Genomic DNA, 12255 nt, shown 5'->3' with positions numbered 1-12255 from the left:
CGATGAACTTCGACACCGCGGCCTGGGCGGGAACGCTGGCCTGGGCCGCCGGTGCGATGGTCGTCGTGCTGCTGGCCACGTTCGTGGTGTCCAAGATCGTCGGCAAGCACGCGGTCATCGACACCACGTGGGGCCTGCTGTTCGTCACCGCCGCAGTCGTCATGGTCGTGCGCTCCGACGGCGACGAGGTCCGTCGCTGGTTGCTGCTCGCGCTGCCGACGGTGTGGGGGTTGCGCCTGGCCGCGTACACCGGCAAGCGATCGTGGGGCAGGCCCGAGGACCCCCGGTACAAGGAGCTGCTCGACAAGCAGCCCGGCAACGGCGATCTGTACGCGCTGACCCATATCTACCTGCTGCAGGGCGTGCTCGCCTACGTCATCTCGGCCCCGATCCTGGTCGGCGGGTTCGAGCGCGACAGCGTCGGTCCGCTGGCCTGGGTCGGTGTGGCGGTCTGGGCCGTCGGTCTGTTCTTCGAGAGCGTCGGTGACGCGCAGATGGCCCGTTTCCGCGCCGACCCCGGCAACAAGGGCAAGCTCATCGACACGGGGCTGTGGCGCTACACCCGGCACCCGAACTACTTCGGTGACGCCTGCATCTGGTGGGGCATCTTCCTGGTCGCGGCCGACGCGCTGCCCGGTGTGGCCACTGTCTTCTCGCCCGTCATCATGACCCTGCTGCTGACCATCGGCTCGGGGGCGCGCATCCTGGAGAAGTCCATGAGCAAGCGTGACGGCTGGGACGAGTACGCGGCGAGGACCAGCATGTTCTTCCCGCTGCCGCCCCGGGTCAAGAAGGCCGTCACCACCCGTTGAACCGAAGGAGTCACCTGTGTCCGACCAGTCCGAGGTCACCGATCTCGAGAACGAGATCGCCGAGTTGCGCCGCGACAACGACCAGCTGCGTCAGCAGGTCGGTGGGCAGGGGCTCGGTGCCGTCGACTCCGAGGACACGGCGGCCATGCTGACCTCGATCGAGGAGAACGAGGGCATCCTCGGAGCCCTCGAGCAGCGCCTGGCCCGGCTCAAGGGCGACGAGAGCTGACACCTCGAGCTGGTTGGGTCGGCGGGGCAGCGGCTGCCGGTTCGTCACCTCGAGCACCGAACCCTTACGGCTCGCCTGTCGTCGGCCGGCCGTCGTGAGCCCACAATGGGTCTGTGACCGTCCCCATGGATCTCGCGTCCGAGCCGTTCGTGTCCTTGACGACCTTGCGGCGAAATGGCGAGGCGGTGGCGACGCCCTTGTGGGCTGTCCGCGACGGCGACACCCTCGCGTTCTGGACGGGCCGTGGCACCGGCAAGGTGAAACGGCTGCGCAACAATCCTGCGGTCGAGGTGCGTCCGTGCGGGCGTCGCGGCGAGGTCAAACCGGGGGCGCCGATGGCGTCCGGTCGGGCGGGATTGCTGGACGACAGCGCGAGCAGGTCCCGTGTCGAGGCTGCGTTGAAGTCGAAGTACGGTCTGCAGTACCGGTTCGTTACGCTGCTGGAGAAGCTGCGGCCGAGCATGCGCGACCGCATCGTCATCGCCGTCCATGCCGACGTCTGATCGGCAGCTGCAGCGGACTACCGGGACTCCACCGCATCGACGGCGCACTGCGGCCCGTGTCGCCACAGGTTGTCCGCGGTGCCGTCGGCGAGATGGTCGGCGTAGATCGCGACCTTGCGCCGGATGACGTCGAGGGCGGCCTGCAGTTCGGCGATCTGCGCCTGCACGCGGGTCTCGTGACCGCGCAGGATGTCGAAGCGTTCGGAGACGGTCCCGGGTCCGGCGACCACGAGCCGGGCATAGCGTCGGATGTCCTCGAGGGGCATGCCTGATGACCGCAGTCGGGTGCAGACCTTCAGCCACTCGACCTCGTCCTCGGTGAACACGCGACGGCCCACGGAATCGCGGCGGACGGGTGCGAGGAACAAGCCCTCCTGCTCGTAGAACCGCAGCGTGTGGGTCGTCAGGCCGGTCAGCTCGCCGACCTCTCCGATGGTCAGGGTCGTCCCGGTGGTCATGCTCTCCACGGTACGGACATTTGCCTTCGAGTCGACTCGAACTCCTAGCGTCGACGGCGTTCATCGACGAAGGAGCGACAGTGTCCACAACCTGGTTCATCACCGGAACGTCGAGCGGCTTCGGGCGGCTGCTCACCGAACAGCTCTTGCACCGAGGCGATCGCGTGGCCGCCACCTTGCGCCGGCCGGAAGCGTTGGACGACCTGCGCGCCGAGTACGGCGACAACCTCTGGGTCGCCTCGCTGGATGTCACCGACGCGGCGCAGGTGCCCCGCGTCGTCGACGACGCCTTCAGCGCGCTGGGGAAGATCGACGTCGTCGTCAACAACGCCGGGTACGGGGTGTTCGCGTCCGTGGAGGAGGCCAGTGACGAACAGATCCGTCGCGTGCTCGACACCAACCTGCTCGGCTCGATCCGCGTCATCCGTGCGGCCCTGCCACACCTCCGTGCCCAGGGCGGCGGGCACATCCTGCAGGTTTCCACCGCCGGTGGGCAGACGACCTATCCGAACTTCAGCTACTACCACGCCTCGAAGTGGGGCGTCGAAGGCTTCTGCCAGACCGTCGCGGCCGAGGTAGCACCCTTCGGGATCAAGCTCACCATCGTCGAACCCGGTGCGACACCCACCGGCTTCGGCACCTCGCTGGACACCGCACCCGTCATGCCCGAGTACGACGCCACCCCTGCCGGGGAGGTCCGTCGGGCGCTCGCCGCCGGAGCCTTCCCGCTCCCGAGCAGTCCCGGCAAGATAGCGGCCGCCATGATCACGCTCGTCGCGTCCGGCGACGCTCCGCTGCGGCTCCCACTGGGCCGGGACACCTATGCCGACGTCAGGGAGGCCCTCATTGCCCGTCTTGCCGAGCACGACCGCCATCGAGAGGTGGCCTGTTCGGTCACGCGCGACGACATCGACGAATGAGCGGGCGTCACCCGCGAGGTCAGTCCTCGCCGACGTACGTCATGACGATGGTGCCGCCGGCCGGCTCGTCCTCGGTGATCGAGTAGTCGGTCACGTCGTCCCACGCCACAACCATCGACGCCTCGTCACCCGCCGCGTCGACACCCGCGACGGTCATCATGCGTTTGTCGCGAACCCAGGCCTCGACGTCCGTTCGGAGCTGCGCGGCGGTCCGGTCAGGAGCGGCGAACACGAGACCGGTGCCGGTGGAGACAACGTAGGCCGTCATGACCACGAGTGTGCTCCATCCGATCGACGACGACGACGACGACGCCGCCCGGGCCGGGGGCCGGAGCTACGGTGCCCGACAGTAGGGACGCGGCGAGCTGCAGAGTGTGGGCGTCAGCTTCGGTAGGCGCCGCGGAGCACGCTGATGTTGCTGTACCTCGTCTGGTTGGTGCGCTGCACGCTGACCTCGAAGTTGTCGTACTGGGTCAGCGACTTCGACGACACCGTGAACTCGGCGGTGTTGTCGTTGCCCAGCAGCCCCACGGGTTGCATGCGCGTACGGGAGCCGTCCGTCAGCCACAGTTCGTAGACGTGGTCGGAATCGAGGCGCGGCAACTTGGTGGCGTCGATGCTCAGTCGCCGGTCGCCGACGATGGTGACCGTGGCCCGCGAGTGGCCGCGGTCGAACGCGGTGAGTGCAACGTTCTGCTTGCCCGGCGACGAGGAGGACGACGAGCTGACCTCGGCGAGCGTGACCCCGCCACCGGCCAGCACGACCGCCGCCGCGGCGACCGCGAGCAGCCGGCGGCGTTTCGGAGCCGCGTGCTTCTTGCGGGTGGCCTGCTCGGCCTCGGCCCGTACCTTCTCGAACACGGTGGTCATCGGCGGCAGCGACGGGGCATCGTCGTCGGCAGCCTCGTGGTGGCGGCGCTCGTCGGCGCCGTCGGGGGCGACGATCTCGGGGGCGAAGCGGTGGGCCGAGGTCAGCGAGGCGTGTGCGACGACGGCGAAGACGAGTTCCTGCTGGCAGTCCGGGCACGAGCGCAGGTGCTCGGCCGCGGCCAGCACGGCATCCCGGTTCGCCTCGCCGGTCAGCAGGCGAGGGATGTCGTCGGTGATGTGGTTGCTCATCGGACGCCTCGAGGATTCTCCAGCAGGCCGGCGAGACGTTGCAGTCCGCGCGACGTGCGAGTTTTCACGGTACCCAGTGGGATGTCGAGGGCGGCAGCGATCTCGGTCTGGGTGTAGCCGTCGAAGTAGGCCAGCTCGATCACCTGACGCTGCAGGTCCGGCAGCGAGTCCAGGCCGCCGCGGACCTCGTCGGCCCACACCAGGCGGTCGGCGACCTCACGACCGTCGTCGCCGGTGATCTCGCGCATCGAGTCCAGCGGGACCACCACGTCGCGGCGTTTGCGCAGGTGGTCGATGGCCCGCTTACGGGCGATACCGAGGACCCAACCGCGCAGCGACTGGTTCGGGTCGTAGCGTTCGTGGACGCGCCACAGCTCGTAGAACACCCGCTGCATGACATCTTCGATGTCCGGTTGCGGGACGTAACGCCCGAGGTAGGACATGACGAGCGGGCCGAGCGAGCGGTAGGCGTCCTCCAACGCATCCGGCTCGCCACGATTCAGGCGTTCGCCGATGTCCCCGAGGGCTGCTTCCACACTGATCTGTTCGTCATCAGGGGCGTCCTCGGTTCCGTCCGCGTCACCCGGCGGCAACGCGACCCCTGACTTCACCGAGCGTGATCGGACCGGCACTCCCGGTGATGACGACCTCGTCGCCGTCCTCGAGCCAGGTGCGCACACCGCCGTCGTCGAGCGACACCGTCTCCGCACCGTTGCGGGTCATCTCGAGCAGGCAGCCGAGCGAGCCGGGCTCGGGGCCGCTGACCGTGCCGGACCCGAGCAGGTCACCCGTCCGCAGCGGCGCCCCGTTCGACGTCAGGTGGGCGACGAACTGCGCGTAGGTCCAGTGCAGGTCAGTGGTGCTGGACCGGCACAGGACGGTGTCGTTGACCCTCACAGTGAGCTCGATACCCAGACGGTGCCTGCCGGTGTCGAGGAGGTGGTCCGCAGGGGCCGGCGTCTGGACCGACGGGAACCGTGCGTCCTGCAGCGCGGCGAGCGGGGTAATCCACGGTGAGACGGACGTGGCGAAGGATTTGCCCAGGAACGGCCCCAGCGGCTGGGTCTCGAACCGCTGCACGTCCCGCGCCGACCAGTCGTCGAGCAGGCAGACCCCGAACACGTGCTCGTCGGCGTCGGCGACACCGACCGCGCCGGTGGACGGTGTGCCGACCACGAAGCCCAGCTCGGCCTCGAAGTCCAGGGCCCGCGTCGGCGCGAACGTCGTCGCGTCGAGCTGCCCGGTGGGGCGGACGACGGGCGTCCCCGAGGCGACGACGGTGCCGGCGCGGCCGTGGTAGCCGACCGGCACCACCGTCCAGTTCGGGGCCAGCGCGTCGCCGTGCGGACGGAAGATTCGCCCGGCGTTCGTGGCGTGGTGGATCGAGGCGTAGAAGTCGACGTAGTCGGCGACCGCGAAGCCGAGCACGGGGCGGACGGTTGTCAGCGGGGTCAGTGCCGTGTCACCGGCCTCGATGGTTTCCTGCGCGCGTCCGCGGACGTCGGCCCAGGCCTGCCGTCCGGCGCCCAGGAACGCGTCCAGGGTGCCGTCGGCGAACAACGTGCTGTCGAGCGGGGTGAGGTCGAGGACGTCGTCACCGAAGCGCACGACCGCGCGACGCCGGCCGTCGGTGCCGACGACCGACGCGTAGGGCAGGTTGTCCAGCCCGTACGCCACGGGTCAGCGCTTCTCGAGCTCCACGAACGACCGCTCGGCAGCGCCGGTGTAGAGCTGGCGCGGGCGGCCGATGCGGTTCTCCGGGTCGTTGACCAGCTCCTGCCACTGCGCGATCCAACCCGGGAGGCGCCCGATGGCGAACAGCACGGTGAACATCTTGGTCGGGAAACCCATGGCCCGGTAGATGAGTCCGGTGTAGAAGTCGACGTTCGGGTAGAGCTTGCGCTCGACGAAGTAGTCGTCCTCCAGGGCGACGCCCTCGAGCTCGATGGCGAGGTCCAGCAGGTCGTCCCGCTTGCCCATCGCCGAGAGCACCTGGTCGGCGGACTTCTTGACGATGGCCGCGCGCGGGTCGTAGTTCTTGTAGACGCGGTGGCCGAAGCCCATCAGCTTGACCCCGTCCTCCTTGTTCTTCACCTTCGTGACGAACTCGCCGACGTCCCCGCCGGTCCGGCGGATGTTCTCGAGCATCTCGAGAACCTCCTGGTTGGCGCCGCCGTGCCGCGGGCCCGACAGGGCGTGGATGCCGGCCGAGATGGAGGCGAACAGGTTGGCCTGCGACGAGCCGACCAGACGCACGGTCGACGTCGAGCAGTTCTGCTCGTGGTCGGCGTGCAGGATGAACAGGGTGTCCAGGGCCTTCGCGACGGCGGGGTCGACCTCGTAGGGCTCGGCCGGGAAGCCGAAGGTCATCTGCAGGAAGTTCTCGACGTAGTTCTTGGAGTTGTCCGGGTACAGGTAGGGCTGGCCCACGGACTTCTTGTACGCGTACGCGGCGATCGTGGGCAGCTTGGCCAGCAGCCGGATGCTCGACAGCTGCGCGTCGGCCTCGACCTGCGGGTTGAGCGCGTCCTGGTAGAACGTCGACAGCGCCGAGACGGCCGAGGAGAGCACGGGCATCGGGTGCGCGTCACGCGGGAACGCGTCGAACAGGCCCTTCAGTTCCTCGTGGAGCATCGTGTGGTGCCGGATCTGGTCCTCGAAGGAGGCCAGCTCGTCGACGGTGGGCAGCTCGCCGTACATCAGCAGGTAGCTGACCTCGAGGAACGACGAGCTCTCGGCCAGCTGGTCGATCGGGTACCCGCGGTAGCGCAGGATGCCGGCGTCGCCGTCGATGTAGGTGATGGCCGACGAGCACGACGCCGTGTTGGCGTAGCCGGGGTCGTAGGTGACCATGCCCGTCTTGGACAGCAACGTGCCGACGTCGGCCGCGGGCGCTCCCTCGACGGGATGGCGGATCGGCAGGTCGAGAGCGTCCTTGCCGGGTACGTCCAGGACGGCGTTCTCTGCTGGGTCGGACATGGGTCCCCTCTCGGCGGCGAGTCTTTTTCGACCCTACTGCGCTGGTCGGTCGGGCCGCCCGGTCGTGGTGTCGACCGGGTCAGCTGGTCAGGTTCTGCAGTCGTACCTCGCCGCGGGCCACGGCCCGCTGCTGGTCGTCGGTGATCTCCACGAGCCACAGCTGCTGGCTGCGTCCGCGATGGATGGGGGTCGCGACGGCGGACAAGGTGCCCTCGCGGACCGCGTGCAGGAAGTTCGTGTGGTTGGCGACGCCGACCACGTGGCCGCGGTCGCCCAACCACATCGCGGCGCCGATGCTGGCGGCGCTCTCGACCGCCGAGCAGTACACCCCGCCGTGGACGATGCCGAACGGCTGCAGATGCTGCGGGCCGACCGTCCAGGTCAGCTCGACGCGATCGGCGCCCACGTCCGCGAAGTGGAAGCCCAGGGTCGCGTTCAGGCCCGAGTCCACGATCTTGCGGATGTCGTCGGTCATGTTTTCGACCGTAGCCCGCACCGCACGGACACCTGCTCGGGGGCGTCGCGCAGTGGTCTCGGCAACCCGGGCGGGTGCGTCAGCGGCCCGCGGGCTCGGGCGCCGGTCGGGTGGGCACGTGGGTGCTGAACTCGAGGACGCCGTCGTCGACCGAGCTGTGGCGCAGGGTGATCGCGTCGCGCAGGTAGTCGTTGGTGACCCGCCACGGGCCCCGTGAGCCCTGGCGGGGGAGGTGCCGGTCGCCGCGGCGGACGTAACCGGAGTTGAGCGCACCGAGCACCGAGCCCTCGCCGTGGTCGTCGGCGCCGCCGTGGGCGACGAACGTGGTGAGCCCGTGCCGGTCGAGGTGGGTGAGCACCCGGCACAGGTACTCACCGGCGAGGTCGGCCTTGAGCGTCCACGAGGCGTTGATGTAACCGAACACCAGCGCCATGTTCGGCACGCCTTCGAGCAGGGTCGCCTTGTAGGTGAGCCGCTCGTTCACCGCGACGGCTTCTCCGTCGACCTCGAGGGTGGCGCCCCCGAGCAGCTGCACGTCGAGGCCCGTGGCCGCGATGATGACGTCGGCCGGCAGCACGTCGCCGGACTCGAGCTCGATGCCCTCGGCCGTGAACCTGCGGATGCGGTCGGTGACGACGTCGGCCTTGCCGCTGCGGATGGCGCGGAACAGGTCACCGTCGGGCACGACGCACAGGCGTTGGTCCCACGGTTGGTAGGACGGCGTGAAGTTCGCGACGTCCGACGCTCCGTCGAGGGCCTTCTCGGCGCCCTTGACCACGAAGTTGCGGATGACGTTCGGGCGCAACCGCGCCAGCGCGTAGGTGCCTCGCTGCACGGCGATGTTGCGGGCGCGGGCGAGCTTCCACACCGCGCTGTCGGGCAGGACCTTGCGCAGGGCACCGGAGATGCGGTCGTTGCCGGGCAGTGACACCACGTAGGTCGGGGAGCGCTGCAGCATGGTGACGTGGGCGGCGTCCGGCACCATGGCCGGCACCAGCGTGACGGCGGTGGCTCCCGAGCCGATGATGACGACCCGCTTGCCGGCGTAGTCCAGGTCGGCCGGCCAGTGCTGCGGGTGCACGACCGGCCCGGTGAACGACGTCTCGCCGGGGAATTCCGGCCGGTAGCCGGTGTCGTAGTTGTAGTAGCCGCTGCCGGCGACCAGGACCCCGGCGGTGTAGGTCTGCGTCGCGCCCGCGGCGTCGCGCGTCTCGACCGTCCACCGGTTGTCGGCGCTCGACCAGGACGCCGAGACGACCTGACGGTCGAAGTCGATGAGCCCCTCGATGCCGTACTCGGCGGCCGTGTCGCTGAGGTAGTGCCGGATCGATTCTCCGTCGGCCAGCACCTTGGTGTCGTTCCACGGCCGGAAGTTGAAGCCGAAGGTGAACATGTCCGAGTCGCTGCGTACGCCGGGGTAGCGGAACAGGTCCCACGTGCCACCGATGGTCGCGCGACGCTCGAGGATGCGCACCGTCTTGTCCGGGCACTCCCGGGCCAGGTGGCAGGCCGTTCCCACCCCGGAGATGCCGGCGCCGATGATCAGGACGTCGGTGTGCGGAGCGGTCATCGTGGGTCCTCCTGCGGGGGCCGTGGTGTCTGTGACGCACCGTACCGGTTACCGACGGCCAGTGCCTGCTCCAGGCGATCGACGAACGCCGACTGCGCCGTCACCAGCTTGCTCCGTGCGGTGCCGGGGTCGAACCAGGCGGCCCGGTCGATCTCGGGGAAGGTCTGCGTCCGGCCGGAACGGGGCGGCCACTCCAGCTCGAAGTCGTTGCTCTGCACGGTGGTGACGTCGAGGTCGCCGGGCAGGGCCCAGGCGGTGACCCGCTTGCCACCGGACTGGCGGATCTCGCCGAGCGGTACCGGGTCGCCGTCGGGCGGCTCGCTGCCCAGCTCCTCGGCGAACTCGCGACGCGCGGCGGCGTACGCGTCCTCGGTGTCGTCGTACTCGCCCTTGGGCACCGTCCACGCGCGGTCGTCCTTGCTCGCCCACAGCGGGCCGCCCATGTGAGCGAGCAGCAACTCGAGGCCGGCCGGTTCGAGGCGGTACAGCAGCAGGCCGGCGCTGGGCAGGCGGGTGCGCGGCGCCACGTCAGCGGCGCGCGGAGCGAGGGTCGTCGACGCCCAGGTGGCGCAGCAGGTTGGCCGAGAACCGGTCGCCCGTGCGGGCCATCGTCGTGTTCATGACGCCTCGCACGGCGGGACCGGAGGCGCGCGGCAGCGGCAGGTCGACGTGGAGGGTCAGGCTGATCTGCAACCTCGTGCCACCCTCCACGTCGGAGAGCCGGTACCAGCCGTCGGCGCCGGTGCGTTCGACCGTGCCCTGCGGCGCCTCGTGCTCGTAGACGATGTCGGTGCCGTCGGTGAAGTGCATCCGTTCGGTGAACGCCGGGGCGATCTTGACCCCCAGCGCCGAGATGCTGGTCAGGTGCCAGCGCCACAGGTCGCCCTCGGCGTCGATGCGGGTGAGCAGGGGCGTCAGCTTCGGCAGCAGAACCGGGTCGGTGAGGGCCTGCCAGATCCTCATGCGGTCAGCAGCGACGACGGCCTCGGACTCGGTCGTGGCGGAGAACTGATTCACCGACCCAGGGTTCCCATTCGGCGCGGCGCGTACCGGTGGCGCGGGGTGGTAGGCACGACACATGGCATCACCGGTCGAGTCCTCGTGGGTCGCGGCCGTCGTGGCCCTCGGCGGTCAGGAGTCCGCCGCGCGGGTCAGCGCCGCGGACCTCGTGCGGAGGTACGCCGAGCCGCATCGTCGCTACCACACCGCGACGCACGTGGCCGCGGTCCTGCGGGACAGTGCCGACCTCGCCGTCGCGCTGCGTCTCGACGGACGACAGCAGGCGTACGTGGCGCTCGCGGCCTGCGCGCACGACGTCGTCTACGACGCCCGTCCCGGCGACGACGAGCGGGCCAGCGCGGACTGGACACGTGCGGCGCTGCAGGTCGCGGGCGTCGACCCTGATCGGGTCGGGCCGGTCGTCGACCTGGTCCTCGCGACCCTCACCCACGACGCGTCCGACGCCGACGAAGTTGCGGCGGCGCTGCTCGACGCCGACCTGGCGATCCTGGCCGGCGACCCGTCGGACTACGACGCCTACGTGGGCGCCGTCCGCCAGGAGTACGCGGCGGTCGACGACGAGAGCTGGCGCGCCGGCCGGGCCGCAGTGCTGTCCGCCCTGGTCGACCGACCCCGCCTGTACCTGTCCGAGCCGGGCCGCACCCGGTGGGAGGCGACCGCCCGCGCCAACGTCACGGCCGAGTTGGCTCAGCTCACCGGGACCGTCGAGGGCGGGCGCGGCACCAGGTCGTAGTCGGTGACGTCGAGCTCGCGGGTGTCCGCGGCGTACTGGCGCATGTAACCCGGCCAGTTGGTGACGATGCGGCCCGACTCGTTGCGGTACCAGGAGTCGCACCGCGTCCAGGCCGTGCCGGCGAAGCGTTCCTGGGTGTGGACGTCCCCGTCGTGCTGCACCTCGGGGCGGACATCGACCGCGGCACCCCGCTCGCGCGCCAGCTCCAGCGCCTGGCGGACGTAGCGGGCCTGTCCCTCCAGGAAGAAGATGATCGAGCCACCCGAGGTGTTGGTGTTCGGGCCGTACATGAGGAACAGCGACGGGAAGCCGCTCACCGAGATGCCGAGGTGCGCCCGCGCGCCGCCCGCCCACTCGTCACGCAGGGATCGACCCGCGCGGCCGGTGACCGCCATCGGGAACATGAAATCGGTGGTGCGGAAGCCGGTGCCGTAGATGATGCAGTCGACCTCGTGGACGCGGCCGTCGGCGGTGCGCGGCCCGGCAGGTGTCATGCCGGTGATCGCGTCCGTCACCAGCTCGACGTTGTCGCGCTGCAGCGCGGGCAGGAACGCCGAGCTGAACAGCACCCGCTTGCAGCCGAAGGTGTAGTCGGGCCACGCCTTGCGGCGCACCTCGGGGTCGGTGAGCTGGCCGCGCATGAACAGTGTCGACCAGGTGCGCCCGATCCACCCGAGCGCTCGCGGGTGTCGGATCATCGCGGTCAGGAACTCCATGTAGGAGTACAGCGCGAAGCGGAACAGCTTGTGCAGCAGCGGAACCCGGCGGAACAAGGTGTGCACGAACGGCTTGTAGTCGGTGTGCTCACGCGGCAGGAACCAGTTGCCCGAGCGCTGGAAGACCGACATGGCCGCGACGTCGGGCGCGATCTCCGGGACGAACTGCACGGCGCTCGCCCCGGTGCCGATGACCGCCACCCGCTTGCCGCGCAGCTCGTAGTCGTGGTCCCACCGCGCCGAGTGGAAGCTGTGGCCGGCGAAGTCCTCGCGGCCCTCGATGCGCGGGTAGGCCGGCTGGTTCAGCTGACCGGTGGCGATGATCACCGACGCCGCCGTGTAGGTGACGGGCCCGTCCGGCCCCTCGGCGTCGACCGTCCAGGACGCTGTGGCGTCGTCCCAACGGCACGCGGTCACCGAGGTGTTCGGGACGACCCGCTCGGCCACGCCGAGGTCCCGTGCCGTGGACTGCAGGTAACCCAGGATCTCGGTCTGCGGCGAGCAGAACCGCGACCAGTCGTGCCGCTGCGCGTAGGAATAGGAATAGAAATGGCTCGGCACGTCGCAGGCCGCACCGGGATAGGTGTTGTGGTGCCACGTGCCGCCGAGTCCGGGCGCTGCTTCCAGGACCACGACGTCGTCGAAGCCGTTGCGCAGCAGCTCGGCCGCCGCGGCCACGCCACCGAAGCCCGCGCCGACGATGACCACCCTGGACGTCATG

16 protein-coding genes are annotated in these 12255 nt (G+C 69.8%); 5 read left to right on the top strand and 11 right to left on the bottom strand.

Annotated features, from left to right (window positions below; all coding sequences use genetic code 11):
* Nucleotides 1-2: 2 nt before the first annotated feature.
* The 3 genes from ACFFCA_RS02310 to ACFFCA_RS02300 all read left to right on the top strand — a co-directional run bounded on the left by ACFFCA_RS02310 (nt 3) and on the right by ACFFCA_RS02300 (nt 1544).
* Nucleotides 3-812: a DUF1295 domain-containing protein gene (locus ACFFCA_RS02310; protein ID WP_375481411.1), complete on the top strand. Its 810-nt coding sequence runs from the start codon at nt 3-5 to the stop codon at nt 810-812.
* A gap of 16 nt (nt 813-828) precedes the next feature.
* Nucleotides 829-1041, top strand: a complete 213-nt coding sequence (locus ACFFCA_RS02305; protein ID WP_375481409.1) for a hypothetical protein — start codon at nt 829-831, stop codon at nt 1039-1041.
* A gap of 113 nt (nt 1042-1154) precedes the next feature.
* Entirely contained in the window at nt 1155-1544 is a 390-nt protein-coding gene (locus tag ACFFCA_RS02300; RefSeq protein WP_375481407.1) for a PPOX class F420-dependent oxidoreductase, read from the top strand.
* Nucleotides 1545-1561: 17 nt separating this feature from the next.
* On the opposite strand, the gene ACFFCA_RS02295 is transcribed toward ACFFCA_RS02300, so the two are convergent.
* Nucleotides 1562-2002, bottom strand: a complete 441-nt coding sequence (locus ACFFCA_RS02295; RefSeq protein ID WP_375481405.1) for a MerR family transcriptional regulator — start codon at nt 2000-2002, stop codon at nt 1562-1564.
* An 80-nt stretch (nt 2003-2082) separates the two neighbouring features.
* On the opposite strand from ACFFCA_RS02295, the gene ACFFCA_RS02290 reads away from it, so the two are divergent.
* A complete protein-coding gene (locus ACFFCA_RS02290; RefSeq protein ID WP_375481403.1) occupies nt 2083-2922 on the top strand; it encodes an SDR family oxidoreductase in 840 nt (279 codons plus the stop codon).
* A 19-nt stretch (nt 2923-2941) separates the two neighbouring features.
* Here ACFFCA_RS02290 and ACFFCA_RS02285 read toward each other — a convergent pair whose 3' ends face one another.
* The 9 genes from ACFFCA_RS02285 to ACFFCA_RS02245 all read right to left on the bottom strand — a co-directional run bounded on the left by ACFFCA_RS02285 (nt 2942) and on the right by ACFFCA_RS02245 (nt 10082).
* A complete protein-coding gene (locus ACFFCA_RS02285) occupies nt 2942-3190 on the bottom strand; it encodes a hypothetical protein (RefSeq protein WP_375481401.1) in 249 nt (82 codons plus the stop codon).
* 113 nt (nt 3191-3303) lie between these two features.
* Complete coding sequence (locus ACFFCA_RS02280) at nt 3304-4041, bottom strand: anti-sigma factor domain-containing protein (RefSeq protein WP_375481399.1); 738 nt, start codon at nt 4039-4041, stop codon at nt 3304-3306.
* On the bottom strand, nt 4038-4577 hold the full coding sequence (locus ACFFCA_RS02275) for an RNA polymerase sigma factor (protein ID WP_375481397.1): 540 nt from the start codon (nt 4575-4577) through the stop codon (nt 4038-4040). Before ACFFCA_RS02275 ends, ACFFCA_RS02280 begins: the two co-directional genes overlap by 4 nt.
* Nucleotides 4578-4620: 43 nt before the next feature.
* Nucleotides 4621-5718, bottom strand: coding sequence for a fumarylacetoacetate hydrolase family protein (locus tag ACFFCA_RS02270; RefSeq protein ID WP_375481395.1), 1098 nt, complete (start codon nt 5716-5718; stop codon nt 4621-4623).
* A 3-nt stretch (nt 5719-5721) separates the two neighbouring features.
* Nucleotides 5722-7020 (bottom strand): citrate synthase, encoded by a 1299-nt coding sequence (locus tag ACFFCA_RS02265; protein ID WP_375481393.1) that lies wholly within the window; start codon nt 7018-7020, stop codon nt 5722-5724.
* A gap of 79 nt (nt 7021-7099) precedes the next feature.
* Nucleotides 7100-7495 carry a PaaI family thioesterase gene (locus ACFFCA_RS02260; RefSeq protein WP_375481391.1) on the bottom strand — a complete coding sequence of 132 codons (396 nt, stop codon included), beginning with the start codon at nt 7493-7495 and terminating at the stop codon, nt 7100-7102.
* A 79-nt stretch (nt 7496-7574) separates the two neighbouring features.
* On the bottom strand, nt 7575-9065 hold the full coding sequence (locus tag ACFFCA_RS02255; protein WP_375481389.1) for a flavin-containing monooxygenase: 1491 nt from the start codon (nt 9063-9065) through the stop codon (nt 7575-7577).
* A complete protein-coding gene (locus ACFFCA_RS02250; RefSeq protein WP_375481387.1) occupies nt 9062-9592 on the bottom strand; it encodes an NUDIX domain-containing protein in 531 nt (176 codons plus the stop codon). The genes ACFFCA_RS02255 and ACFFCA_RS02250 overlap by 4 nt, the downstream gene beginning before the upstream one ends.
* Nucleotide 9593: 1 nt before the next feature.
* Entirely contained in the window at nt 9594-10082 is a 489-nt protein-coding gene (locus ACFFCA_RS02245; RefSeq protein WP_375481386.1) for a hypothetical protein, read from the bottom strand.
* 61 nt (nt 10083-10143) lie between these two features.
* Here ACFFCA_RS02245 and ACFFCA_RS02240 point away from each other — a divergent pair, with 61 nt between their 5' ends.
* Nucleotides 10144-10818: a hypothetical protein gene (locus ACFFCA_RS02240; RefSeq protein ID WP_375481384.1), complete on the top strand. Its 675-nt coding sequence runs from the start codon at nt 10144-10146 to the stop codon at nt 10816-10818.
* Here the strand turns inward: ACFFCA_RS02240 and ACFFCA_RS02235 are convergent.
* Nucleotides 10773-12254 carry a flavin-containing monooxygenase gene (locus tag ACFFCA_RS02235; RefSeq protein ID WP_375481382.1) on the bottom strand — a complete coding sequence of 494 codons (1482 nt, stop codon included), beginning with the start codon at nt 12252-12254 and terminating at the stop codon, nt 10773-10775. The two genes, ACFFCA_RS02240 and ACFFCA_RS02235, sit on opposite strands and share 46 nt — an antisense overlap.
* Nucleotide 12255: the final 1 nt, after the last annotated feature.

It is taken from the genome of uncultured Jatrophihabitans sp. (genome assembly GCF_964252635.1).
Lineage (GTDB): Bacteria > Actinomycetota > Actinomycetes > Mycobacteriales > Jatrophihabitantaceae > Jatrophihabitans.
This window is presented reverse-complemented; position numbering and strand designations above follow the sequence as displayed.